The following is a 21,263-nucleotide window of genomic DNA, read 5'->3' as shown; positions in this document are numbered from 1 at the left end:
CTCAGTGGTCGTCCTCGCGCCACTTGTGCTCGCACTCGGTGCAGGTGAAGAAGCGCGTCTCGGACTCGTCGGCGGCCCGAATCTGTTTCATCTCGTAGAAGGCGCGTTCGTTGCCACACTCGGGACAGCGGGCACCGGTCGTCGGCCCCATGTCCTCGGCCTCGACCTCGGAGGTGTCGACGACCTCGGACTCCTCTTGGCCCTGTGTGGTGACGGCCATCTCCTGTTCGGCCTCGGCGTTACGGGCCTTCTCGTAGCCACAGCTCTCGCAGAGCCACATATCGCCCTCGGTCTTCATCATCGAACCGCAGTCGTCGCAGAACTCCATCGTTGTCCACCCGTAAGCAACGCGCCCGTGTTAAACACCCGGGTTCGGGTCAGTCGTTGTCGACCCACGCCGGACACGGGTCCATGTCGTCCAGCATCTCCTCGTGGAACGTACAGTACGGTTCGACGTCGTCGCCGTCCATGACGTACTGGAAGTGGCGGCAGTTGCCACAGTAGTTGTCGGGTTCGCCGCGGTGGACGGCCGTCTCCGTGATGGGGTCCTGTCCGGTGTGGCTCGTAGTGCCCCCGTCCGTGCTGGGTGACGACTCCGGACCGGCACTGGCCACGCTCGGGTCGAGGTCACGCTCCGACGGACCGGTTCTCGCCGACCGCTGGCCGGTGTCGTCTGCCGACTGCCCGGTCGCCGACTGCCGACCGCCGTGCTGTGGGCCGGCCGGGGAGGCCGTCTCGCTCTCTCCGCCGGACCCGGCCGGCGACCGGAGCACCTCGCTCCCGTCGCCGCCGTCGCTGACGGTGCCCCGGCCCTCGTCACGTCGGTTCGTCTGCGTCTCGACGCCGCCGTCGGGGTCGTCGCCGAAGAACCCGATACCGCCCATCCCCGGGATGGAGCGGGCCTCCTCGACGAGTTCGATGGTGCCCTCCTCGGTTATCTCCATCCGAGCGCTGCCGCCCGGCGACTTCCGGGTGTTGAACGTCGCGAGCGCCGCGAACAGACACCAGAAGGTCGTCAGGACGCCGGCGACGTAGACGATGCTGGTCCCCAGCGCCTGCAACGGCGCGTTCGTCATCCAGTCGTACGGATAGATGTGCTGGAAGACGGCGACGCCGAGCAGTGAGACGCTCGCCCCGAGGACCGCCGTCGCCCGGACCCGTCTGCTGGCCGGGAGGACCGCGAAGACGCCGAGGACGACGGCCGGGAGGCCGACGCCTGCGAGGATGCCGGCGGCCCGCCGGCCGGCGTATTCTCCCGTACCGACCGTCACCCCCACGTCCGTCGTCGCCAGCGCGATGGCGGCGACGAGTCCGGCGACCCCCGCGAGGAACAGCCCCGACCCGACGAGCTGCTGTCGGCGCGACGCGACGCGGCCGACTTCCCCCTCGTAGACGTCCGTCAAACTGGTCATAGGACCGTCTAGGACGGCGTTCCTCAAAACTACCCGTCAGACGAGCGCATGACGTGCGCGCGAGCGACGCGCGGAGAGCGCGCCAGCGGACCGCTCACATTCCGAAAACACTAATCGGGCCGGCGGGAACAGTTCGGGTATGAGCGACGACGACAGCGAGGAAGAGGCGCCGGCCGTCGAACTCGGTTCGGGGCCCGACGTCGAGGGGGCACCGCTGGCCCGCGTCACGGCACGGCTCACGTGGGGTATCGAACACAGTACGGTCGTCGACCGAGAGGGCGACACCACCATCAGGACCCCCGACGGGCCGCAGGAACTGGCCGAGGTCATGGACGACGTCGACGAACCGTACTTCGCCGACCGCCACGAGTTCGAGGCCGCGGTGCGAGAGGTCGTCGGCACCGGTCCGGTCCCGACCGAGTGACTACGCCGACTCGTCGTCGGCGCGCTGGTCTTCTGGCGGCGTCTCGTCCGCGTCTACCGTCGGGTCCGCCGGCGTCCCGACCACGTCCTTCCGGTCGTCCCACTGGTCGCGGGTGAGATACAGGGCGATACCGAGGACGACGAGGACGGGCACCACCATCGCCAGTAGCAAGAGGAAGACGACGACCAGCCCACCCACCCCCGGTCCTTGCAGTAGCGGATACATGGCTGGAGGTAACACGGGTGGGCTCAAACCGCTTTTGCGACGCTATCGCATGTTCTCCAGCGACCGAACGGTGTCGGAGATGAGCCACGCCGTCTCGACGTCGGGCGACTCTATGCTGAGCGCGCAGAACGAGTCACGGCCGTCGTCGACGGTGATGTGGTAGGCCTGACTCGTCAACTCCTGTGACGGGGCGGTGTCTGCGGGCTGAGGGGACACATCCCCATTCACGGATTCGGACGGTTAAACCAGTCGATTCTGGCCGTAGCGGGCGTGAGACGCCGACTCACTGTCTCCTACTCGACACGCTCTGTCCCGTCGCCGTCGGTCACCTCGGCGCGACCGCGTCGCTTTCCGAACAGGTACGCGCCGACGACGAGGGCCAGGGGGAGTCCCAGAAACGGGACCATCATCAGGAGGAGGACGACCAATTCGACTCCGCCGGGGAGGCCCGGAAACAGTAGGAGTGGAGGGCTCATACCGGGCTGTAACACCAGCGCGAATGTAATGGTTGTCGCTTCTACGGACCTTAGAAGTCCGAGAGCTGTGACTGGAGACCGGCGACGAGTTCGGACTTCCGCCGGAGCGCTCCGACGCTGACCGGCAGTTGGTCGCTCACGGCCGAGAGCGTCTCGCTGAACGACTGGCCGACGCCGGGTTCGCCGTCGAAGGCGTTCCGGACCCCCTCCCGGACCTGCCAGACGCCGACGGGTGCCCAGTAGTCGTCGGTAATCTCTCGCAGGACGAGACACTTCGCCTGTCGGCCGCGTTCCTGCAGGTGTTCGAGGGCGCCGAGGCGGGCGGCGTAGTACGCGCCGGCCGTCTCCTCTACGTACCCAGTCCGGCCCTCGTACCCCTCGTACGCGCTGGACATGTAGTAGCCCGTGTCGGGTCGGGGGTTCCAGACGCTCTCGGGCGCTTTCATCTCCACGAGTTCGAACTCCCAGCGACCCGGTGCCAGCAGGACCCAGTAGCGGTTGCCCATGTACTCGTTGTACCACACCTCGGGCTTGTCGATGGTGTCGCTGTTGCGCGTCGTCCCACGGAGGTACTGGCCGACGGTGTCGTCGACGGCGGTGATAGACCACCTGGTCGGGACGAGCGACCGCTCGCTGGCCTGTCCCAGCGCCCCGGCCGAGAGGATGGTGTTGATGTCGTAGACGTCGAAGCCGCGCCGGTAGAGGTACGTCATCGCTCCTTCGGCCTGCCAGTCGTCGTCCGAGAGGGTCTTCTCGACCGGCTTGGGGACGTGGGGGTTCTCCGCGAGGTCGGCGCCGGTCGCGTGGGCCCGCGGGCCGGTCGGCGTCCCCACGTCGTCGAACTGCACGTCCAGTTCCGGCGTCCCGTTGAGTCCCACCTCGACGTCCACCGGGTGGTCCGCGATGGCCACCTCGCGCTGGACGCCGACGAACCCGTTCCACACGTCGTAGGCACCGCCGGCGTCGCTCCCGCGGCGACCACCCGTACTCACGGCGTCGACGGCGGTCGGTCGGGTCGAGTTGAGCATCCCCGTCCGCCGCTGGAGGACGTCCTCGATGCCGAGGCCGGCGTCGTACCACTCGCTGCTCGTGGCGAAGCCCTCGGCGGCGGCGTCCCGGTCGACGGGTGAGAGGAGGCCCGTCGAGACGTTCGGGTAGCCCGACCGACCGACGAATATCTCGGGGGCAGTCGAGCCGAACAGGGCGTCGCCCTGCACCGTCTCCTCGAACTGCCGCTCGACGTCTTCGAGATGGTCGGTGATGGCGTAGGACTTCTCCTCGGCGAGGCGGCGCTTCTCCGCGGCCTCGTCGCGTTCGAACCCCTCGATGAAATCGTCGAGCTGCATCTACCTCCGGTTCGCCCCTGTCAGGCATGAACCTGTCCCCGACGAACGTACGTGAACAAGTATTACGTACCTGGACTGAGTAACAACAGGTGATATAAATCATGGTGAACGCAACGAAGTGGGTCGGGCTGGCCGGAACCGTCGTGAGTATCGTCGTCATATTCCTGCCGTCGGTGTTCTCGGTGCCGCACACGCAGGCACTGACGAACCTGCTCGTCGGCGAGATAGCGGCGCTGGCCGTGGGCCACTCCGCCTACCGGGCGGCCTCCGGTAAACAGGCCGCGCCGCTGGCAGCGGTGGCGGGCGTCGTCTGTGGGCTGGTTCTGACGGTGTCTCCGATACTCTTCTACGCCGTCGACCCGTTCCTGACCGTGATGCTCGTCCTCGGCCTCGTCGTCACTGCCGGCGGCGCGGCGGCCATCGTCGACCGCTACCTCGGCGGCGAAGAGGGCCGGCAGACCGGTGCCCAGCGCATCGCGAAGCGCGCTGGCAACTGACTCGGTCGCGCTCGACCGGGCAGACCACAACGGTTTTTGCGGTTCCCGGGTCCTTCTCGAACGATGCCGGTCATAGAGTGTGACGAGAGTGTCGCCCGAGCGCAGTTAGCCGACGCTGGCGTCAGTGTCGAGGCGGGAAACACCGACCACGAGCGGTGGCGGGCGGAGTACGGCGGCGCGACGGCCGTCGCCTACGAGGGCAAGGTCGTCGTGCAGGGCGACGACACCGCGAAACTGGAGGCGCTCCTGCGCGGCGAGGACGGCGGGCGCGTCCACGCCTACTTCGACGGCGCGTGCCGCGGCAACCCCGGTCCGGCGTCGGTCGGGTACGTACTGGTCGACGACAGCGGTATCGTCGCCGAGGGCGGCGAGACCATCGGCCGCGCGACCAACAATCAGGCCGAGTACGCCGCGCTCGTCAAGGTCCTCGAGGTCGCCGCCGACTTCGGGTTCGACGAGGTGCACGTCCGCGGGGACTCGGAACTCATCGTCAAGCAGGTCCGCGGCGAGTGGAACACGAACGACCCGGACCTCCGGGAGAAACGCGTCCGGGTCCGCGAACTGCTCACGCAGTTCGACGAGTGGGACATCGAGCACGTTCCGCGAGAGATAAACGACCGCGCGGACCAACTAGCCAACGACGCACTCGATGACTGACCTGCCAAGCGAGACGGTCGACGAGGTGGAACGACTCACCAAACTCGCCCGCGACGCGGTCGACGAGGAGGAAGCGGCGGCCTACCGGGTCGAGCGCGCGTCGCTCCTCGACGAACACGGGTACACCTCGCGGATTCGGGAGGAAGACACCGGCGAGGTACTCGTCTGTCACCCCGCCGACTGGGTCGAGGACGGCGTCATCCGTCCGGACCGGGTCGAGGAGACCGACCGCGGCGTCGAAGTCAGGCTCTCGGGGCCCGAGACCCCCGACGAGTGGGACACGGTCGACGAGGCCAACCGGGCAGTCGCCGAGGCGGTTCGCGCCGACCACGGGGATGCCCATGGCGCCACCGCCGACGCGCTCGCCGACTTCATGGGGAACCACTACGCGAAGCCGATAGCGGACGCGACGCCCGACGAACTGCGGGAGTTCCGCGAGGAGTACTTCCCGCGGAACGTCTGGCCGACCGACGAACAGCGGGCGCTCCTCGAGGAGTCTGTCCGTCTGGCCGTCGAAAAAGCGGGTGGTCGGCTACCGGAGCGCTAAGCCGTCTATTCCTGCGCGTCGACGAGGTCGCGGAGTTCGTCGGCGCGGCCCTCTCCGGTGACGAACTTCGAGAACTCCCAGCCGAGCTGGTCGAGGACGGCGTCCTTGCCGTCGTCGGTCAGCGAGTACTGGTTGGTCCGCTTGTCGAGTTCGCTCTTCTCGACCAGCCCCATCTCGACGAGGTCGTCGAGGTTGGGGTACAGACGGCCGTGGTTGACTTCGTCGCTGTAGTACTCCTCGAGTTCGCGCTTGATAGCGAGACCGTACCGTGGTTCCTCTGCGAGGATGACGAGGATGTTCTGTTGGAACGCGGTCAAGTCCTTTGCGACGCCGGGGCTGCCCTTGATGGATTGTGCCTCTGACATGGTTAGCTAAATGTCATCAAGCTATTTAACACTTGTTAACTCCGACGTACGAACGATTACGACCGGACGACGGGACCCCATATTTCACGTAGCAACAACTATCGAAAACGCGGTATGTGTAGCGGCTTTCCGGTCGAGACGTGTTCGTCCGTTGGTGCGTAGGGTGTGTCTGAACCGGATACTGTCGTCCGTTGGATAATCCTGCAAGAGTACTGGATAAATACTTTGCGTCTTCTGACGTGGACCGCCTGCGCCGCTGCGATGGAGGCCCGACCGCTCCACTGGCCTCCGGAGCTCGCACTCCGGGCGGATTACGAAAGTAACTTTTGCCGCCGTCGCGCAGTCGCGGGTGATGACGAACCTCTGGGAAGACCTCGAAACCGGACCGAACCCGCCCGAAGAGATCTACGCCGTCGTCGAGTGCCTCAAAGGCGAGCGTAACAAGTACGAGTACGACAAGGACGTCCCCGGCGTCGTCCTCGACCGTGTGCTCCACTCGAACGTCCACTACCCCTCTGACTACGGTTTCATCCCGCAGTCGTACTACGACGACGAGGACCCCTTCGACGTCCTCGTCCTCGTCGAGGACCAGACGTTCCCCGGCTGCATCATCGAGGCCCGTCCCGTCGCCCTGATGAAGATGGACGACGACGGCGAACAGGACGACAAGGTCATCGCCGTCCCCACCGAGGACCCGCGCTACGACCACATCGAAGACTTAGAGGACATCCCCCAGCAGCAACTCGACGAGATAGACGAGTTCTTCGCGACCTACAAGAACTTAGAGGAGGGCAAGGAAGTCGAGACGCTGGGTTGGGAGGACAAACAGGCCGCGATGGACGCTATCGAGCACGCTCAGGACCTCTACGACGAGCACTTCAACTGAACCACGCTCGACGGCTGCTTCTCGCCGTTCGTGTTCCCGCCCACACCAGTGGCTGTCCTCTCGAATGCCCGCGAGACACGCGACGTATGCCCGCAGATAATATCGGCAGTCGTTGCCGATTATGTATGAGCATGGGTAATCTTTTCAGGGTGGCGACCGGTGTTACAGACACGATGGCAACCGACCAATCCGAGACGACGCCCGCCGACCCCACAGGCGGAACGGCGCGAGAAGACCCGACGCCCCCGGGAATCGCCCACCTGACAGTCGTCCCGGAGAACGCGGAGCGGTAGCCGGTTCCACGGCGGCCACGAACGTTTTGCCGGTGTCCGTGACACAGACACGAAAAGAAGCTTCTTGTCCCCGACCGGTCTAACGACGGGCATGGGTCTATTCGACCGTCTGAAAGGTGACGACGCCCCCCGCGTCGCCTTCTTCGGCATCGACGGCGTGCCGTACAGTCTCATCGACGAGCATCCGGACGTGTTTCCGAACCTCACCGAACTCAAGACGGAGGGCAGCGGCGGCCCCATCGACAGCATCGTGCCGCCCGAGTCGAGCGCTTGCTGGCCGGCCCTGACGACGGGTGTCAACCCCGGCGAGACTGGCGTCTACGGCTTTCAGGACCGCGAAGTCGGCTCTTACGACACGTACGTCCCCATGGGTCGGGACGTACAGGCGACGCGCCTGTGGGACCGGGTCACCGACGAGGGGCGCGACGCCACCGTACTGAACGTCCCGGTGACGTTCCCGCCCCAGCGTAACGTCCAGCGGATGGTCTCGGGCTTCCTCTCGCCCGGCGTCGACAAGGCCGCCTACCCCGACGAACTCCGTGACCGACTCGAAGAGACGAACTACCGCATCGACGTCAACGCCAAACTGGGCCACGACGAGGACAAGACCGAGTTCGTCGAGGACGCCCACGAGACGCTAGAGAAGCGCTACGAGACGTTCTCCCACTACGTCCAGCAGGACGACTGGGACCTCTTCTTCGGCGTGTTCATGACCACGGACCGGGTGAACCACTTCCTGTTCAAACACTACGAACAGGACGGGGAGTACCAGCAGGAGTTCTTCGACTTCTACAAGCAGGTCGACGAGTACCTCGGAAAGCTTCGCGACCAACTCGCCGACGACGTGACGATGGTCGTCGCCTCCGACCACGGATTCACCACGCTGGAGTACGAGGTCCACTTCAACGAGTGGCTCGAACAGGAGGGCTGGCTGGAGTACGAGGACGAGGACCACTCCGAACTCGGCGACATCAGCGAGGACGCCGAAGCCTACTCGCTCATCCCCGGCCGGTTCTACATCAACTTAGACGGCCGCGAACCGAACGGCGGCGTCCCCGAAGAGGAGTACGAGTCGGTCCGGGCCGACCTCAAGGAGAGACTCGAAGCCCTCGAAGGGCCGAACGGCAAGAAGGTCGCCGACCGCGTGGTCACTCGCGAGGACGCGTTCCGCGGCGACCACGACGACATCGCACCGGACCTCGTCGTCGTCCCGAACCACGGCTTCGACCTGAAAGCCGGGTTCAAAGGGAGCGAGGAAGTGTTCGACGTCGGCCCGCGCAACGGGATGCACTCGTTCGACAACGCGACGCTCCTCGTGGACGACGCCGACGCGCGCATCGACGACGCCGACCTCTACGACATCGCGCCGACGATTCTGGACCTGCTCGAACACGACTACGACCGGACCGAGTTCGACGGCAGCAGTCTGGTCTGAGCCGCTCTCAGTTCGCGGGCTGGACACGCCTCTAATCGGGACTGGCCCACTGGAGAAACCGCACCTAGAGGAGGCTGTCTAGGTCCTCGTTGTCGAACTCGTCGGGGTCGACGCTCCCGCCCTGTGACTTCGCGGCCTCGTTGGCCTTCTGCATGAACTCGTCGACGCGCCCAGAGCGCTCGACGCCCGAGAGGAGGACCAGTGCGGCTATCTTGTCGGATCCGAGCGGGAAGTCCCCGCCGCGGACTTCCATACTGCCGGTCTGGTCTTCGACCCAGCGGCGGGCGCGTTCGACGCCCTTCCGGGAGAGCCGTTCCGGGTCGCCGGCGACGACCAGCAGGGCAGACTCGGCTTCGACGGCGTTCGGGAGGCTCATGCTCGTCAGGAGGGCGTTGCGGGTGACGCTCGTGATGGTGTTGACGTTCTCGCTGGGGTCCTCGCTGGCCTGTGCGCTGGCGTAGCCGATGGAGGAGATGCCGCCGCCCCGGAGCGTGTTGATTATCTCGGAGGAGTCGACGACGCTCTCGCCGACGCCCTCGACGGCCTCACCGGAGGCGAGCAAGAGGCCGACGCGCTGGGAGATGGCGTCGTTGATGCGCTCGTAGCCCTCGGCGACGCTGTCGCCGCTCCCGCGCCACGCGTCGTTGTCGACGAGGAGCAGCGAGTCGGCCTCGCGGGCGGCCGTCTTCAGGGAGCGACCGGCGTTGGCCTGATAGAGGCCGCCTTCGTCCTTGCCGGGGAGGATGCCGAGGACGTAGACCGGTATCTCGTAGATGCGTTTGAGTTCGCGAGCCAGCATCGGCGCGCCCCCGGAGCCAGTCCCGCCGCCGAGGCCGGCGACGACGACGACGGCCTCCGCCTCGGTGGTGATGCGGCCGTCGAGGTTGTCGAGCACCTCCGTCGCGTTCTCCTGCATTATCTGGGCGCCCAGTTCGTTGTCGCCACCGACCCCGTGGCCCTTCACCCGGTCCTGGCCGATGAGGGCCGTGTCGATGTCGAGGTTCTGGAGGTCCGGTCGCGCCGTGTTCACCGCGAGTGCGCCGCGGACGGCGTCGAACCCCATCTCGTAGTCGAACTCTGCGAGGGACTGTGTGACCTTCCCACCGGCCTGTCCCACACCAATCAGGACGACTTTCATGTGCAACGTCTCTGTCGGGTAACTAATCAACGTTGCCCCGGGAGCGCACGCGTCCCGGCCACACCGGTGGCTCGGGGACGCCCGGTGACGGGCCGCCGGCGTGCTCACTCGATACTGAGCGTGTAGATTCGCTTTCGCGCGTCCGCGAAGGAGAACCGGGAGTCGACGACGCCGACTTCTTCGAGACGGTTCAGCGCGTACCGGACGGTTCGGGGCGGCAGCAACGTCTCCTCGGCGAGTTGGCTCTGCGTGAGCGTCTCGTTGTACTCCAGTACCTTCGCGACGAGTTTCGCGCTCGGTGGGAGGTCTCTGACGGCCTCCCATCCGTCTGCTTCGCCGTCCTCGTCCTCGACGTGTTGGACGTCGGATGCACTCATGTGCTCTCCCCTATCGCATACAGGGTAATAATATTTCTCCTTCTGTCTCATGCGTACGAGAAATCTTCCGGCAACATTGTCGACCGCGTTCGGCGCTCACGCCCGAAAGTTTACCTCCGGACCCCTCCGCATTGCGCGTGTGGACGAAGTCGAGGTCAGTACGGTCGTGTACGCACCCCCCGAGGAGATGTACGAGTTCCTGCTGGACTTCCCGGGGTACGCGCGCTACTCGGAGTACATCGACCGGGTCACGCAGGACGGTGACGGGACGCCCGGGACCAACTACGACCTCGTGTTCTCGTGGTGGAAACTCACCTACACCGCGCGGTCGGAGGTGACCGGCGTCGACGAACCCGAACGCATCGACTGGCGCATCGTCAAGGACATCGACGCCGACGGGTACTGGCAGGTGGAGGAAGTGCCGGCGCCCGACGGCGTCGACGTCGCCTCGCGGGTCGTCCTCCACATCGAGTTCGACCCCGACTCGGCGTCGTCGAACGCCGTCGACCTGCCGCGACTCGTCTCGCTGGACTGGGTCGTCGAGAAAGTCAAGCCCCTGATTCGCAAGGAAGCGACGCGTATCGTCGAGCGAGTCGTGGCGGACATCGAGGGACAGCACCGCGACGTCGACCTGGAGATTCACACCGGACCGGACTCGGTCTGAGTCGGTCCGATACGCGGTCGCTCACTCCACGTCGGGCGTCTCGTAGTCGCCGCCGTACCGCATGAAGAAGTACGCGAGGCCGAGCGTCGCGACCATCACGAACGACGTGGCGACGCCGAGCGTCTTCGCGCTTCCCGGGACTTCGGGAGAGCCACCGTCCCCGCCGCCCCCGCCGCCCCCGCCGCCCGACGTCGGGTAGTCGGTGCCGACGACGACGGCGCCTTTCATGCCCAGCCCCTCGTGGGGGACACAGACGTATTTGAAGATGCCGTCGTTCTCGAAGGTGTGTTCGTAGTTGACCCCGGAGGAAGCGACCGCTGACCCCGAGTCGAGGGGACCGTCACCGTCGGACTTGACGTTGTGGCCGCCGCCGTTGCCGGTCCACTCGAACTTGACCGTCGCGCCGTTGTCGACGTGGACCGCGGGCGGGTCGAAGGCGAAGGCGCCGCCGTTGCCCTCGGCACCGACGGTGACGGTCACCTCGTCCTGTCCGGTGGCGTCGACCGTCTCCCCGTCGAAGTTGCCGACGTTGCTGAACCAACTACCGTAGTCCGGCGGGCCGGCACTGCCGCCGCCACCGCCGCCACCGCCGTCGCTCGTGTTGTTTCCGCCGCTCTCCTGTGCAGCAGCGGTCCCCGCGGCAGCGGAGGCCGCGGTGGCCCCTGCGGCGGTCCGCATGAACGCCCGGCGAGACACGTCCGCACTACCGTCTGTCATACTCGGGCTTTGGGTGGTCCCCGTCGTGAATATGTCGGTTTCCAATCGGTCCCCGTGGCCGCTTTCCCAACCCCTTTCGGGCGCAGGCACTTGGGACCGGTACATGACTCCACAGAACTCGACACTCGATAGCGTCCCGCGAGCGAGCGGTATGCCGATGCTCGGCCTCGGAACGTGGCAGAACGACGACCCGGAGGAGTGTGCGACGAGCGTCCAGACGGCGCTGGAGGCGGGCTATCGCCACGTCGACACCGCACAGGCGTACGGCAACGAGGACGCCGTAGGCGACGGCATCGCCGCGGCGGACGTCGCCCGCGAAGACGTGTTCCTCGCGACGAAGGTCTGGACGTCGAACCTCGCGTACGACGACGTCCTCGACAGCGTCGCCGACAGCCTCGACGACCTCGGCGTCGACGCCGTGGACCTGCTGTACGTTCACTGGCCGAGCGGCGAGTACGACGCCGAGGAGACGCTGGCGGCGTTCGACGAACTGTACGAGCAGGGTGCGATTCGAAACGTCGGCGTCTCGAACTTCGAACCCCACCACGTCGAGGAAGCGATGGAGGTTCTCGACGCGCCGGTGTTCGCCAATCAGGTCGAGATGCACCCGTTCCTCCCGCAGGAGGAACTCCGCGCCCACGCGGCCGAGCACGACTACGAACTCGTCGCCTACTCGCCGCTGGCCCGCGGCGAAGTGTTCGAGAGCGACGTGCTCACGGGCATCGCCGACGACCACGGCGTCAGCGCGGCGCAGGTCAGCCTCGCGTGGCTCCGCGAGAAGGGTGTCACGGCCATCCCGAAGGCGACCGGCCGCGACCACATCGTCGACAACCTGTCGAGCACCACCCTCGACCTCTCGGACGAGGAGGTGGCCCGCATCGACGACGTCGAGCGGACCGACCGCCGCATCGACCCGGACTTCGGTCCGGACGCCTGGGACTGACGCGAATTCGCCCGTCACCCTGTCGCTGCGCTGTCAGGACGGCCGTCTCGGCCTGAAACCTTTAACGGTGGGAGGGGTAAACTGGCGCGTATGGCTACCGGGAGCGACGGGGTCGTCAGTGGGATACGCGTCGACCTCAGGCGGTTACACGAGACGTGGATGGAGATAGTCTACCCGCGCCAGCGCAACGCGGGCGACACCGTACTGGGCACGTGGACGCCGGACTCGCAGTTCGGCATGCTGTTGTACCGACTCTGGTCGGCCGTCGGCGTCCCGGTCATCGGCCTCGTCTACCCCCTCGTGTTGCTCGGCGCGTTCGTCCGGTTCCAGACCCGTCGTATCGACGGGACGGCGACGCGACTGGGCCTCCTCGGGGTCGTCCTCCTCTCGGTTCTGGTGTGGGGTGGCCTCACCGCACTCGCGCGCTTCGAACTGGACCTCGTCGCCGGCGGCGTCCTCGCAATCGGTCTCGCGGGCGCCGTCGCCACCGTCTCGGCGGCGCTGGCCGTCGGTACCCGCGCCCTCGGCGGTCGCGGGACGACCGTCACACTGGCCTACCCGTTCGCGATGACCGCCATCTTCCTCCCACCGGTCGTGGCGGCGCTGTTCTCGAAGACGCTCGCCGCCGTCGTCCTCCCCAACAGCACCGCGCTCGCACAGTGGCTGTTGGACAACCTGCTGGCCCCCGTCGGACTCGCCGACCTGTTCTCCCGGACGTTCGACCTCGAAGGCGCGGCCTACGTGGTGATGTGGGTCGCCATCTCGTTCCCCGTCGGATGGGTGCTGGGACTGCTGGTGACGCTCGCGGACTTCGCTCGCCCGACCGAGTAGCCACGAGATCAGCCACAGGCGCCGCTCTGGCCTACGGACCAGCCAGCCTTTCCACGAGTCTGCCGCCGGAGACAGGTATCGGCCACCGTGTCGAGTCACGGGACAGGCCAGTTACCGACGGTCGTCAGAATCGCCTGGCGTCCGAGCCGACGGACCCCTCGCTTCAGGGGCTGTCGGTGAGCGGGCCGGCGTTTTACGCACCGGCGCGGAACTCGCCGTGCTTCATCCCGAAGAGGAACGCGACGACCGAGAAGACGATCATCGAGGGGAGGACCATCATGAACACTGTCGAGGGAGTCATCACGGTCGTGAGCATGACCGCCGCGACGGCGACAATAACGACCAGGGGGCCCACGGAGCGCGCGAAGTCGAATTCCATACCTGTCGTTACAGGCGAACGGACAAAACCGTTAAGAAATCGGAGTCACCGGGTACCAGACTGACAGGGAGTGGCCTGGAACCGAACGGACCGGGGCCTCACGGAGAGCCACGTGGTTCGGCCTTTCGCCACGGTTTCGGCGGCGAATACCGTTTCTCACAACGAGATATCGCTCGGTAGAATCGCTCGTCCTTCCGGCACGTCGACGCCCTCCGGAGCGACGGCCACGTCGCCCTCGCCGCCCAGCAACACCGTCGCGCCCGCTCGCATCGGCGCGAGCAGGCCGGCGACGATTGCGCCCGCGGTGGTGACCGGCGCCCGCAGCGCCACCTCGGTGTCGCCATCGAGGTCGTAGTCCGCGACGACTCGCTCGCTCGCCGCCAGTAGGTCGCCGTGCGTGTAGGTCTCGGTGCCGGCCAGCGCGGGGTCGTCGGGCGCGACGTCGCCCGGCGGTTGGAGGGGGTTCTCGCTCCACAGTTCGCGCTCGAACTGGGCGACGGTGGGGTCGTCGCTCGGCCCGCCGTAGGCCAGCGCTTTCGTCCCCGGACCGAGTTCGTAGCGGTCCAGCCACGCCGCCGGGGCGACGAGTGCCGTCGCGTCCACGGCGCTCGGGGGGTCCACGTCGACGATAGCGCCGTCGAGCGTCGCCGCGAGGACGGCCAGCAGCGGGTCCGGGGCGTCGCCGAGATAGCCCGGTTCGTCGCCGTCGACGGGGTCCTTCGGGCCGGCGACGACGGCCACGCGGGTCCCGTGCCGGACGCCGTAGTGGCGCATCAGGTTCCCACCCTTCCAGACGTTCGTACAGAAGTCCCGATAGCTGTACGGCGCCGTTCGCTCCGGTGCGGTAAACAGGGGGCCCTCACGGCCGCGCCCGTCTGCGACGAGGTCACCGAGTACCTGCATGCCCGACCGTTGGGCGTCACCGGACAAAAGCCAGACGGAACGCGCGCTCCGGCCCGGTTCGTCGAGCCGTCGGTTACAGCGAGTTCTTCAGTTTCTCGAAGAAGCCTTCCTCGACGTCGACCTCCTCGCCGCCGGCCTCGGCGAACTGTTCGAGGGCCTCGCGTTGCTCGTCGTTGAGGCTGTCGGGCGTGACGACCTGCACCTGCACGTAGAGGTCGCCGTTCCCCCGGCGCCGGAGGCGAGGCATCCCTTTGCCCTCCAACCGGAACACCTCGCCGCTCTGGGTACCGGAGGGGATGTCCATCTCGACGTCGCCGTCCAGCGTCGGCACGCTGACCGTGTCGCCGAAGACGGCCTGCGGGAAGGAGATGGGGTGCTGGTGCGAGAGATCGTCGCCCTCGCGCTCGAAGTCCGGGTGGTCCCGGACCGACAACTGGATGAGCAGGTCGCCGTTGGGGCCGCCGCGTTCGCCCGGCGCGCCCTCGCGTTCCATCCGGAGGCTCTGGCCGTCTTCGACGCCCGGCGGAATCTCCACTTCCAGCGACGCCTCGTTCTGGACGGTGCCGTTCCCGCCGCAGGTCGAACAGGTCTCGTCGTACAGCGTCCCCTCGCCCTCACAGCGGCGACAGGTGGCGGTCTGCTGGACCCGTCCCATCGGGGTCTGCTGGACCCGCGTGGTCTGGCCCTGCCCGTTGCACTCGGGACATGTCTGTGAGTCGGCCCCCGGTGGGTGCCCCTCGCCGTCGCAGTCGTCACAGGTCTCCGGGCGCGTGACGGTCAACTGCTTGGTCGCTCCGGTGTAGGCCTCTTCGAGGTCTATCTCCAGCCGCGTCTGGAGGTCCTGGCCCTGTCGCGGGCGGTTGCCCCCACCCCGGCGACCGCCGCCGCCGAAGAACTGGTCGAAGATGTCCTGCATGTCGAACCCACCGGCGCCACCGCCGAACGGGTCGCCACCCATCCCACCACGGCCGCCGGCACCGCCGCGCTTCTCGGCCTGTTCGAAGCGCTCGTGCCCCATCTGGTCGTACATCTGGCGCTTCTCCTCGTCGGTGAGCACCTCTTTGGCCTTCTTCGCCTTCTTGAACTTCTCCTCTGCGTTCGGGTCGTCGCTCACGTCCGGGTGGAACTCTCGGGCTTTCTCGCGATACGCCTCCTGTATCTCGTCTTCGGAGGCGTCCCGCGAGACGCCCAGTATCTCGTAGAAATCCTGACTCATTCGTTGTGCGTGGATACTGGATTCAGCCACTTCAACGGAACGGGTCTGGTACCGGTCGGTGCCCTGACGAACGTGGCCGCTACCGACGCGTGACCGGGGCGCTTATCTCCGTGCCGCTGGACGGATGCACCAATGAGGGGGACTCCCCGGTCGGACTCGCGCGGAGTCGTGACCGTCGAACGCGTCGCAGTCTGGCTACTGGCGGCGCTGGCCGTCGCGGGGCTGGCGGCGCTCGTCGTCGGCCCCGGTGCCGACCTGCAGACGGCGACGCCCGCCGTCGACGTGCAGGGCACCTACGACGCCGAGGCCGGGTCGGTCACGGTGTCACACGAGGGCGGCGACCGACTGACGACTACCAGCACGACCAGACTCGCCGTCGTCGTCACGGACGCCGACCGCAACGCGACGACGGCGCTCACGTGGGCGGACGAGGGGAGCGAGTTCCCCGTCACCTCGGGTGACGCCTTCACCGTCGACGACCCGCGCGTCGACAGCGACGGCGACGGCGACTACCTCGACGGCGACGGGTCGGTCGGCTTCTACCTCGACTCGGGCGACACCGTCGCCGTCGTCTGGACGGGACGACTCGTCGGCGCCCCGAACGAACGGACGGCGACGCTGGGGACGGTCACGGTCGGTGACGAGTCTACGTAACTGTCGAGAACCCAACTCGAAATCGTTTCAGCGAATCTTTACACTCGTCTGTGCCGACCGTTCACACATGGCTACCGAGGACGCCTACCGCGAACTGTTCCCCCTCGACCACCTCGCCGAGACCTCGCCACAGTTGGCGCAGGTCGGCGGCCGCTCCATCGCCCTCTTCCACCACGAGGACACCGTCTACGCCGTCGACAACCGCTGCCCCCACATGGGGTTCCCACTCTCGAAGGGGACCGTCGACGACGGCCTGTTGACCTGCCACTGGCACCACGCGCGCTTCGAGTTGGCCCGCGGCGACACGCTGGACCCGTGGGCCGACGACGTCCAGACGTTCCCCGTCGAGATACGCGACGGCGTCGTCTACGTCAACCCCGACCCCGAACCGGACGTGCCGCCCGAGACCCACTGGCGGAACCGACTGGCCGACGCGATGCAGGAGAACATCGACCTCGTCGCGGCCAAGGCCGTCGTCAACCTCGACGACCTCGGCGAGGGGTTCGCGACGCCGCTCGAGACCGCCGTCGACTTCGGGACGACCTACCGCTCGATGGGGTGGGGCCGCGGCCTCACCACGCTCGGTGCGATGGCGAACCTCTACGACGACGTGGCCCACGCCGAGAAACTGCGGGCGATGTACGTCGGCGTCACCGAAGTCGCCGACGACTGCTCGGGCGAACCGCCGCGCTTCGACCAGTACGAACTCAGCAACGACGCCCTCTCGAAGACCCGCCTGAAGTCGTGGTTCCGCGAGACCTGCGAGGTCCGTGACAGCGACGGTGCCGAGCGCTGTCTCCGAACCGCGGCCGCCGTCCTCCCACCCGACGAGGTGGTCGAGATTCTGCTGGCCGCGGCGACGGACCACCTCTACATGAACGCCAGCCACACGCTCGACTTCGTGAACAAGGCCGTCGAGACGCTCGACCACGTCGGGTGGGGGAACGCCGAGGACGTCCTCGCCTCGCTCGTCGACCAGTTCACCGACGCCACCCGGAGCGAGGAACTCTCCCAGTGGCGCCAGCCGGTCGACGTGGCGGCCCTGTGTTTCGACGCCCACGACGCCCTCCCGGACCTCGTAGCCGCGGGCAAGGGCCGCGAGTGGGACCGACCCGACGACTTCGTCGAGACGTTGCTCGCCGACGACCCCGAGACCGTCCTCGACGCGCTTCGGAACGCCATCCGCGAGGGCGCGACGGCCGAACAGGTGACCCGCGCCGTCGCGCTGGCGGCCACCCGCCGCGTCGCGCAGTTCGCCACCAGCAACGAGTTCAGCGACTGGAACACGGTCCACCACACCTTCAGCTACGCCAACGCCGCCCACGCGCTGGCCGCTCGCACCGACGCCGTCGAGGCCTACAAGCCCTGCTTCGACGGCGCGATGGCCGTCTATCTGGACCGGTTCCTGAACACGCCCGCCGCGCCGATACCGGACCCCGGCGAGTCGGCCCGCGACCCCGAGACGATTCGCGAGGCGTTGCTGGCGACGTTCGACGAACAGGGGCGCGTGAACGACGCGGGCGAACTGGTCGCCGAACACTTCGACGCGGGTGGCGACGTCGACGCCCTGAAACAGACGCTCGGCGAGGGACTGCTCCGCGAGGACGCCGGCTTCCACGAACTCCAGAACGTCGAGGCCGCGTTCCGGCAGACCGCGTTCGCCGAGACGGACGCGGAGCGACGGCTCCCGCTCGTCGCCACCGCCCGGTATCTCGCGGCTCACTTCCCGACGCGACGCGAACGAGAACAGACGTTCACCATCGCCCACCGTCTGTTCCGCGGCGAGTCGATTCACGGGGAGGCGTAGCAGACCACGAGCGGTGTGGCGTCGGCAAAGCGGGCGTCGCGTTACTCGTCGTCTCCACGACCGCTCCGCGGTCGCTTCCCGGGGAAAAACCTCGCTCCGGTCGCTTTTCGAACTCCGTCGCGAAAACTCAGACGAACCGAAGCGAACGACTCGCGTTACTCGTCTTCGTCGTCTTCGTCCACGTCCTCGAAGTCGGCGTCGACGTACTCCTCGCCCTGTCCGGCCGCACCGCCAGCACCGGCGCCCGCCGCACCACCGGGTCCGGCACCGCCCATGCCGCCCGGACCGGCGCCCGCGGCGCCACCGGCACCGCCGGCGGCCTGCTGGGCCTGTCCTTCGTACATCTGCTTGCCGATCTCCTGCAGGGCCTCGGAGAGTTCTTCGGTCACCTGCTCGTAGTCCTCTTTGGTGGCGTCCTCGTCGTCGAGGACCTCCTCGACGTCCTCGATTTTGTCCTCGATGTCCGAGGTGATGTCCTCGTCGAGGTCCTCCTCGTTCTCCTCGAGGAGGGTCTCGGCACGGCGGATGGACGCCTCGGCCTCGTTGCGGGCCTCGATGCGCTCGCGGCGCTCCTGGTCCTCTTCGGCGTGCTGTTCGGCCTCCTCCTGCATCTCCTCTATCTGCTCGTCGGAGAGGCCAGCGCCGCCTTCGATGGTGATGTCTTCCTTGTTACCGGAGCCCTTGTCCTCGGCTTCGACGTTGACGATACCGTTCTCGTCGATGTTGAACGACACCTCGATCTGGGGCGTCCCGGCGGGGGCCGGCGGGATGCCCGAGAGCGCGAACGCGCCGAGCAGTTCGTTCTCCTCGGCTATCTCACGCTCGCCCTGGAAGACGCGAATCTGGACTTGCGTCTGATTGGCCTGGGCCGTGGTGAATATCTTCGATTCTTCCGTGGGAATCGTGGTGTTCTTGTCGATGAGGCGCTCGAACAGGCCGCCCTTGACCTCGACACCCAGCGAGAGCGGCGTCACGTCGAGCAGGACGATGTCGTCGACGTCGCCCGAGAGGACGCCGCCCTGAATCGCCGCGCCCAGCGCGACGGCCTCGTCGGGGTTGACGTTCTTCTTCGGTTCCTGGCCGGTCATCTCCGCGACCTGCTCTTGGACCTGCGGCATCCGGGTCGAGCCACCGACGAGGATGACCTCGTCGATGTCGGACTTGTCGTAGCCGGCGTCCGAGAGCGCCTGCTCCGTCGGGCCGACGGTGCGCTCGATGAGGTCTTCGGTCAGGGACTCGAACTTCGCGCGGGTGAGCTTCTGTTCGAGGTCGAGGGGACCGTCGTCGGTGGTCGCGATGAAGGGGAGGTTGATGCGGGTCTCCTTGCGCGAGGAGAGTTCGACCTTGGCTTCCTCGGCGGCCTCGGTGAGGCGCTGGAGGGCCTGTCGGTCGTCGCGCAGGTCGATGCCGTGTTCGGCCTCGAACTCGTCGGCCAGATAGTCGATGATGGCGTGGTCCCAGTCGTCGCCACCGAGGTCGTTGTCCCCGTTGGTCGCGACGACTTCGTAGACGCCGCCGCCGAGGTCGAGGATGGAGACGTCGAAGGTGCCCCCGCCGAGGTCGTAGACGAGGACGGTCTGGTCGGACTCGTCGTCCAGCCCGTAGGCCATCGCGGCGGCCGTCGGTTCGTTGACGATGCGCTCGACCTCGAAGCCGGCGATTTCGCCGGCGTCTTTCGTCGCCTGTCGCTGGCGGTCGTTGAAGTACGCCGGGACGGTGATGACGGCCTTCTCCACCTCGTCGCCGAGGTACTCCTCGGCGTCGTGCTTTATCTTCTGGAGGATCATCGCCGAGACCTGCTCGGGCGTGTACTCCTCGCCGTCGAGGGTCACCGAGTAGTCGTCCTCGCCCATGTGCCGCTTGATGGACTGGACCGTCTCGTCGGGGTTCTTTATCGCCTGATTCTTCGCCGGCTTGCCGACGAGGCGCTCCCCGTCGTCGAACGCGACGACGGAGGGTGTCGTCCGCTCGCCTTCGCCGTTGACGATGATTTCGGGGTCGCCACCTTCCATGACCGCGAACGCGCTGTTCGTGGTCCCGAGGTCGATACCCAGAATCTTGTTGCTCGCCATCTTACCCGCTGATAGCGGACTCGGCCGGTTAAAAGTTGCTAGATGGGCTGACTCGCGAACCGCGACGAGTGGCCGCCTCCCGGCGGTTTTCGACGCTCGTGACGGCGACGACCGGAGAATATATCAAGTACCGCAATCCGACCGTTCGCCGTCGTCGGGAGCGCCCACTCTCGACCGGGCCGCTCGCTCTTCGAGGGGTGCTCACTGCCCTCGCGCCCCTCGCTACTGCTCTGCGGGTCGTCTCACTCACCACGTCGCTTCAGGGTCGACTCCCGCACTATCGTTCGGTCGTCGCGCCTCGTTACTCCTCGCTGACGGTGACCTGGGCCTCTCGGAGCACCTTCTCGGCCATCTCGTAGCCGGGGCGGTGCACGTCGGCGATGGAGCCACCCGCCTCCTCGCTCTCGACGCGGGCCAGCACCTGATGCTGCGTCGGGTCGACGTCCTCACCGGGTTCGGGGTCGATGACCTCGACGTTCTCCGCCGCGAGGACGTCGTCCAGTTGGCGCAGCGTCGATTCGACGCCGCTCCGAATCTCGGCGTCCTCGTCCTGTTGCAGGGCGCGTTCGAGGTTGTCCCGGACGTCGAGGAGTCGGGTCACGAGGTCCTCGGTCGCGCGCTGTTTCTCCTCCTCGCGGCGCTTGTCCATCCGTTTCTTGTAGTTCTGGAACTCCGCCTGCTTGCGCTTGAGTTTGTCCGCCAGTTCCTCGGCCTCCGCTTCGAGGTCTTCGACCTGCCCTTCCAGACTCTCGGCGCGGGTCCGGAGCGCCGCGAGTTCGCGGGCGACGTCCTCGGGGTCCGACTCGGCGACGCGGTCGACCAGTTCCTCGTCGACCGGTTCGTCCGCCCCGGTCACGTCGTCGAGGTCGATGTCGTCGGCGTCGACGTCGTCGGGGGCCGCTTCCACCTCGACGTCCTCCGGAGCCTCCTCGCTCGACGGCGTCTCCTCCTCGGCGGCGTCCTGCTCGGTCATACGCGATAGGAGTCGTCACACGAATA

General features: G+C 67.0%; 26 protein-coding genes. 11 read left to right on the top strand and 15 right to left on the bottom strand.

The window, feature by feature from the left end:
• Window position 1: 1 nt before the first annotated feature.
• Both EGH21_RS01810 and EGH21_RS01805 read right to left on the bottom strand, forming a co-directional pair.
• On the bottom strand, window positions 2-328 hold the full coding sequence (locus EGH21_RS01810; RefSeq protein WP_220616763.1) for a transcription factor S: 327 nt from the start codon (window positions 326-328) through the stop codon (window positions 2-4).
• Between the two features lie 49 nt (window positions 329-377).
• A complete protein-coding gene (locus EGH21_RS01805; protein WP_220616762.1) occupies window positions 378-1,412 on the bottom strand; it encodes a cell division protein CdpA domain-containing protein in 1,035 nt (344 codons plus the stop codon).
• 139 nt (window positions 1,413-1,551) lie between these two features.
• Here EGH21_RS01805 and EGH21_RS01800 point away from each other — a divergent pair, with 139 nt between their 5' ends.
• Complete coding sequence (locus EGH21_RS01800) at window positions 1,552-1,836, top strand: DUF5789 family protein (protein ID WP_220616761.1); 285 nt, start codon at window positions 1,552-1,554, stop codon at window positions 1,834-1,836.
• Here the strand turns inward: EGH21_RS01800 and EGH21_RS01795 are convergent, their stop codons facing one another.
• The 4 genes from EGH21_RS01795 to nreA all read right to left on the bottom strand — a co-directional run bounded on the left by EGH21_RS01795 (window position 1,837) and on the right by nreA (window position 3,883).
• Window positions 1,837-2,061 carry a hypothetical protein gene (locus EGH21_RS01795; protein ID WP_220616760.1) on the bottom strand — a complete coding sequence of 75 codons (225 nt, stop codon included), beginning with the start codon at window positions 2,059-2,061 and terminating at the stop codon, window positions 1,837-1,839.
• Window positions 2,062-2,103: 42 nt separating this feature from the next.
• The gene (locus EGH21_RS01790; protein WP_220616759.1) at window positions 2,104-2,277 is read right to left on the bottom strand and encodes a hypothetical protein; all 174 of its coding nucleotides are present in this window, start codon (window positions 2,275-2,277) and stop codon (window positions 2,104-2,106) included.
• A gap of 77 nt (window positions 2,278-2,354) precedes the next feature.
• Entirely contained in the window at window positions 2,355-2,537 is a 183-nt protein-coding gene (locus tag EGH21_RS01785; protein ID WP_220616758.1) for a hypothetical protein, read from the bottom strand.
• Between the two features lie 50 nt (window positions 2,538-2,587).
• Complete coding sequence (nreA, locus tag EGH21_RS01780) at window positions 2,588-3,883, bottom strand: DNA repair protein NreA (RefSeq protein ID WP_220616757.1); 1,296 nt, start codon at window positions 3,881-3,883, stop codon at window positions 2,588-2,590.
• 101 nt (window positions 3,884-3,984) lie between these two features.
• Here nreA and EGH21_RS01775 point away from each other — a divergent pair, with 101 nt between their 5' ends.
• The 3 genes from EGH21_RS01775 (at window position 3,985) to EGH21_RS01765 (ending at window position 5,584) form a co-directional block, all read left to right on the top strand.
• Window positions 3,985-4,380: a hypothetical protein gene (locus tag EGH21_RS01775; RefSeq protein ID WP_220616756.1), complete on the top strand. Its 396-nt coding sequence runs from the start codon at window positions 3,985-3,987 to the stop codon at window positions 4,378-4,380.
• A 63-nt stretch (window positions 4,381-4,443) separates the two neighbouring features.
• Window positions 4,444-5,037, top strand: a complete 594-nt coding sequence (gene rnhA, locus EGH21_RS01770) for a ribonuclease HI (RefSeq protein WP_220616755.1) — start codon at window positions 4,444-4,446, stop codon at window positions 5,035-5,037.
• Window positions 5,030-5,584, top strand: coding sequence for a DUF7108 family protein (locus tag EGH21_RS01765; RefSeq protein ID WP_220616754.1), 555 nt, complete (start codon window positions 5,030-5,032; stop codon window positions 5,582-5,584). Before rnhA ends, EGH21_RS01765 begins: the two co-directional genes overlap by 8 nt.
• A gap of 5 nt (window positions 5,585-5,589) precedes the next feature.
• Here the strand turns inward: EGH21_RS01765 and EGH21_RS01760 are convergent, their stop codons facing one another.
• Window positions 5,590-5,949, bottom strand: a complete 360-nt coding sequence (locus EGH21_RS01760) for a PadR family transcriptional regulator (RefSeq protein ID WP_220616753.1) — start codon at window positions 5,947-5,949, stop codon at window positions 5,590-5,592.
• 352 nt (window positions 5,950-6,301) lie between these two features.
• Here EGH21_RS01760 and EGH21_RS01755 point away from each other — a divergent pair, with 352 nt between their 5' ends.
• Window positions 6,302-6,835 carry an inorganic diphosphatase gene (locus EGH21_RS01755; RefSeq protein ID WP_049995268.1) on the top strand — a complete coding sequence of 178 codons (534 nt, stop codon included), beginning with the start codon at window positions 6,302-6,304 and terminating at the stop codon, window positions 6,833-6,835.
• A 384-nt stretch (window positions 6,836-7,219) separates the two neighbouring features.
• On the top strand, window positions 7,220-8,563 hold the full coding sequence (locus EGH21_RS01750; RefSeq protein WP_220616752.1) for an alkaline phosphatase family protein: 1,344 nt from the start codon (window positions 7,220-7,222) through the stop codon (window positions 8,561-8,563).
• Window positions 8,564-8,627: 64 nt separating this feature from the next.
• Here EGH21_RS01750 and EGH21_RS01745 read toward each other — a convergent pair whose 3' ends face one another.
• Together EGH21_RS01745 and EGH21_RS01740 are read right to left on the bottom strand one after the other, a co-directional pair.
• A complete protein-coding gene (locus tag EGH21_RS01745; protein WP_220616751.1) occupies window positions 8,628-9,701 on the bottom strand; it encodes a tubulin/FtsZ family protein in 1,074 nt (357 codons plus the stop codon).
• A 104-nt stretch (window positions 9,702-9,805) separates the two neighbouring features.
• Entirely contained in the window at window positions 9,806-10,078 is a 273-nt protein-coding gene (locus EGH21_RS01740; protein WP_220616750.1) for a MarR family transcriptional regulator, read from the bottom strand.
• Between the two features lie 139 nt (window positions 10,079-10,217).
• On the opposite strand from EGH21_RS01740, the gene EGH21_RS01735 reads away from it, so the two are divergent.
• Window positions 10,218-10,742 (top strand): type II toxin-antitoxin system RatA family toxin, encoded by a 525-nt coding sequence (locus EGH21_RS01735; protein WP_220616749.1) that lies wholly within the window; start codon window positions 10,218-10,220, stop codon window positions 10,740-10,742.
• Between the two features lie 21 nt (window positions 10,743-10,763).
• Here EGH21_RS01735 and EGH21_RS01730 read toward each other — a convergent pair whose 3' ends face one another.
• Window positions 10,764-11,459, bottom strand: coding sequence for a halocyanin domain-containing protein (locus EGH21_RS01730; protein WP_220616748.1), 696 nt, complete (start codon window positions 11,457-11,459; stop codon window positions 10,764-10,766).
• A 151-nt stretch (window positions 11,460-11,610) separates the two neighbouring features.
• On the opposite strand from EGH21_RS01730, the gene EGH21_RS01725 reads away from it, so the two are divergent.
• Complete coding sequence (locus tag EGH21_RS01725; protein ID WP_220617285.1) at window positions 11,611-12,402, top strand: aldo/keto reductase; 792 nt, start codon at window positions 11,611-11,613, stop codon at window positions 12,400-12,402.
• Window positions 12,403-12,492: 90 nt separating this feature from the next.
• Window positions 12,493-13,233 carry a hypothetical protein gene (locus EGH21_RS01720; RefSeq protein ID WP_220616747.1) on the top strand — a complete coding sequence of 247 codons (741 nt, stop codon included), beginning with the start codon at window positions 12,493-12,495 and terminating at the stop codon, window positions 13,231-13,233.
• Window positions 13,234-13,426: 193 nt separating this feature from the next.
• Here the strand turns inward: EGH21_RS01720 and EGH21_RS01715 are convergent, their stop codons facing one another.
• The 3 genes from EGH21_RS01715 to dnaJ all read right to left on the bottom strand — a co-directional run bounded on the left by EGH21_RS01715 (window position 13,427) and on the right by dnaJ (window position 15,731).
• Window positions 13,427-13,612: a DUF7333 family protein gene (locus EGH21_RS01715; RefSeq protein ID WP_220616746.1), complete on the bottom strand. Its 186-nt coding sequence runs from the start codon at window positions 13,610-13,612 to the stop codon at window positions 13,427-13,429.
• Window positions 13,613-13,768: 156 nt separating this feature from the next.
• The gene (locus tag EGH21_RS01710; RefSeq protein ID WP_220616745.1) at window positions 13,769-14,515 is read right to left on the bottom strand and encodes an acyl-CoA synthetase family protein; all 747 of its coding nucleotides are present in this window, start codon (window positions 14,513-14,515) and stop codon (window positions 13,769-13,771) included.
• A gap of 73 nt (window positions 14,516-14,588) precedes the next feature.
• The gene (gene dnaJ / locus EGH21_RS01705) at window positions 14,589-15,731 is read right to left on the bottom strand and encodes a molecular chaperone DnaJ (RefSeq protein ID WP_220616744.1); all 1,143 of its coding nucleotides are present in this window, start codon (window positions 15,729-15,731) and stop codon (window positions 14,589-14,591) included.
• Between the two features lie 132 nt (window positions 15,732-15,863).
• Here dnaJ and EGH21_RS01700 point away from each other — a divergent pair, with 132 nt between their 5' ends.
• Both EGH21_RS01700 and EGH21_RS01695 read left to right on the top strand, forming a co-directional pair.
• Window positions 15,864-16,385: a type IV pilin domain-containing protein gene (locus EGH21_RS01700; protein ID WP_220616743.1), complete on the top strand. Its 522-nt coding sequence runs from the start codon at window positions 15,864-15,866 to the stop codon at window positions 16,383-16,385.
• Between the two features lie 67 nt (window positions 16,386-16,452).
• The gene (locus EGH21_RS01695; RefSeq protein WP_220616742.1) at window positions 16,453-18,192 is read left to right on the top strand and encodes a Rieske (2Fe-2S) protein; all 1,740 of its coding nucleotides are present in this window, start codon (window positions 16,453-16,455) and stop codon (window positions 18,190-18,192) included.
• Between the two features lie 155 nt (window positions 18,193-18,347).
• On the opposite strand, the gene dnaK is transcribed toward EGH21_RS01695, so the two are convergent.
• Entirely contained in the window at window positions 18,348-20,264 is a 1,917-nt protein-coding gene (gene dnaK, locus EGH21_RS01690) for a molecular chaperone DnaK (protein ID WP_220616741.1), read from the bottom strand.
• A gap of 301 nt (window positions 20,265-20,565) precedes the next feature.
• Complete coding sequence (locus EGH21_RS01685; RefSeq protein ID WP_220616740.1) at window positions 20,566-21,237, bottom strand: nucleotide exchange factor GrpE; 672 nt, start codon at window positions 21,235-21,237, stop codon at window positions 20,566-20,568.
• Between the last annotated feature and the right edge of the window lie 26 nt (window positions 21,238-21,263).

It is taken from the genome of Haloarcula rubra (assembly GCF_019599465.1).
Lineage (GTDB): Archaea > Halobacteriota > Halobacteria > Halobacteriales > Haloarculaceae > Haloarcula > Haloarcula rubra.
Note: the sequence above shows the minus strand (reverse complement) of the source record. Positions and strands in the feature narration are given on the sequence as shown.

Bases quoted from the DNA above. Each gene is read 5' to 3' on its own strand.
- EGH21_RS01810 (WP_220616763.1), bottom strand. From the start codon at position 328: ATGGAGTTCTGCGACGACTGCGGTTCGATGATGAAGACCGAGGGCGAT.
- EGH21_RS01805 (WP_220616762.1), bottom strand. From the start codon at position 1,412: ATGACCAGTTTGACGGACGTCTACGAGGGGGAAGTCGGCCGCGTCGCG.
- EGH21_RS01800 (WP_220616761.1), top strand. From the start codon at position 1,552: ATGAGCGACGACGACAGCGAGGAAGAGGCGCCGGCCGTCGAACTCGGT.
- EGH21_RS01795 (WP_220616760.1), bottom strand. From the start codon at position 2,061: ATGTATCCGCTACTGCAAGGACCGGGGGTGGGTGGGCTGGTCGTCGTC.
- EGH21_RS01785 (WP_220616758.1), bottom strand. From the start codon at position 2,537: ATGAGCCCTCCACTCCTACTGTTTCCGGGCCTCCCCGGCGGAGTCGAA.
- nreA (WP_220616757.1), bottom strand. From the start codon at position 3,883: ATGCAGCTCGACGATTTCATCGAGGGGTTCGAACGCGACGAGGCCGCG.
- EGH21_RS01775 (WP_220616756.1), top strand. From the start codon at position 3,985: ATGGTGAACGCAACGAAGTGGGTCGGGCTGGCCGGAACCGTCGTGAGT.
- rnhA (WP_220616755.1), top strand. From the start codon at position 4,444: ATGCCGGTCATAGAGTGTGACGAGAGTGTCGCCCGAGCGCAGTTAGCC.
- EGH21_RS01765 (WP_220616754.1), top strand. From the start codon at position 5,030: ATGACTGACCTGCCAAGCGAGACGGTCGACGAGGTGGAACGACTCACC.
- EGH21_RS01760 (WP_220616753.1), bottom strand. From the start codon at position 5,949: ATGTCAGAGGCACAATCCATCAAGGGCAGCCCCGGCGTCGCAAAGGAC.
- EGH21_RS01755 (WP_049995268.1), top strand. From the start codon at position 6,302: ATGACGAACCTCTGGGAAGACCTCGAAACCGGACCGAACCCGCCCGAA.
- EGH21_RS01750 (WP_220616752.1), top strand. From the start codon at position 7,220: ATGGGTCTATTCGACCGTCTGAAAGGTGACGACGCCCCCCGCGTCGCC.
- EGH21_RS01745 (WP_220616751.1), bottom strand. From the start codon at position 9,701: ATGAAAGTCGTCCTGATTGGTGTGGGACAGGCCGGTGGGAAGGTCACA.
- EGH21_RS01740 (WP_220616750.1), bottom strand. From the start codon at position 10,078: ATGAGTGCATCCGACGTCCAACACGTCGAGGACGAGGACGGCGAAGCA.
- EGH21_RS01730 (WP_220616748.1), bottom strand. From the start codon at position 11,459: ATGACAGACGGTAGTGCGGACGTGTCTCGCCGGGCGTTCATGCGGACC.
- EGH21_RS01725 (WP_220617285.1), top strand. From the start codon at position 11,611: ATGCCGATGCTCGGCCTCGGAACGTGGCAGAACGACGACCCGGAGGAG.
- EGH21_RS01720 (WP_220616747.1), top strand. From the start codon at position 12,493: ATGGCTACCGGGAGCGACGGGGTCGTCAGTGGGATACGCGTCGACCTC.
- EGH21_RS01715 (WP_220616746.1), bottom strand. From the start codon at position 13,612: ATGGAATTCGACTTCGCGCGCTCCGTGGGCCCCCTGGTCGTTATTGTC.
- EGH21_RS01710 (WP_220616745.1), bottom strand. From the start codon at position 14,515: ATGCAGGTACTCGGTGACCTCGTCGCAGACGGGCGCGGCCGTGAGGGC.
- dnaJ (WP_220616744.1), bottom strand. From the start codon at position 15,731: ATGAGTCAGGATTTCTACGAGATACTGGGCGTCTCGCGGGACGCCTCC.
- EGH21_RS01700 (WP_220616743.1), top strand. From the start codon at position 15,864: ATGAGGGGGACTCCCCGGTCGGACTCGCGCGGAGTCGTGACCGTCGAA.
- EGH21_RS01695 (WP_220616742.1), top strand. From the start codon at position 16,453: ATGGCTACCGAGGACGCCTACCGCGAACTGTTCCCCCTCGACCACCTC.
- dnaK (WP_220616741.1), bottom strand. From the start codon at position 20,264: ATGGCGAGCAACAAGATTCTGGGTATCGACCTCGGGACCACGAACAGC.
- EGH21_RS01685 (WP_220616740.1), bottom strand. From the start codon at position 21,237: ATGACCGAGCAGGACGCCGCCGAGGAGGAGACGCCGTCGAGCGAGGAG.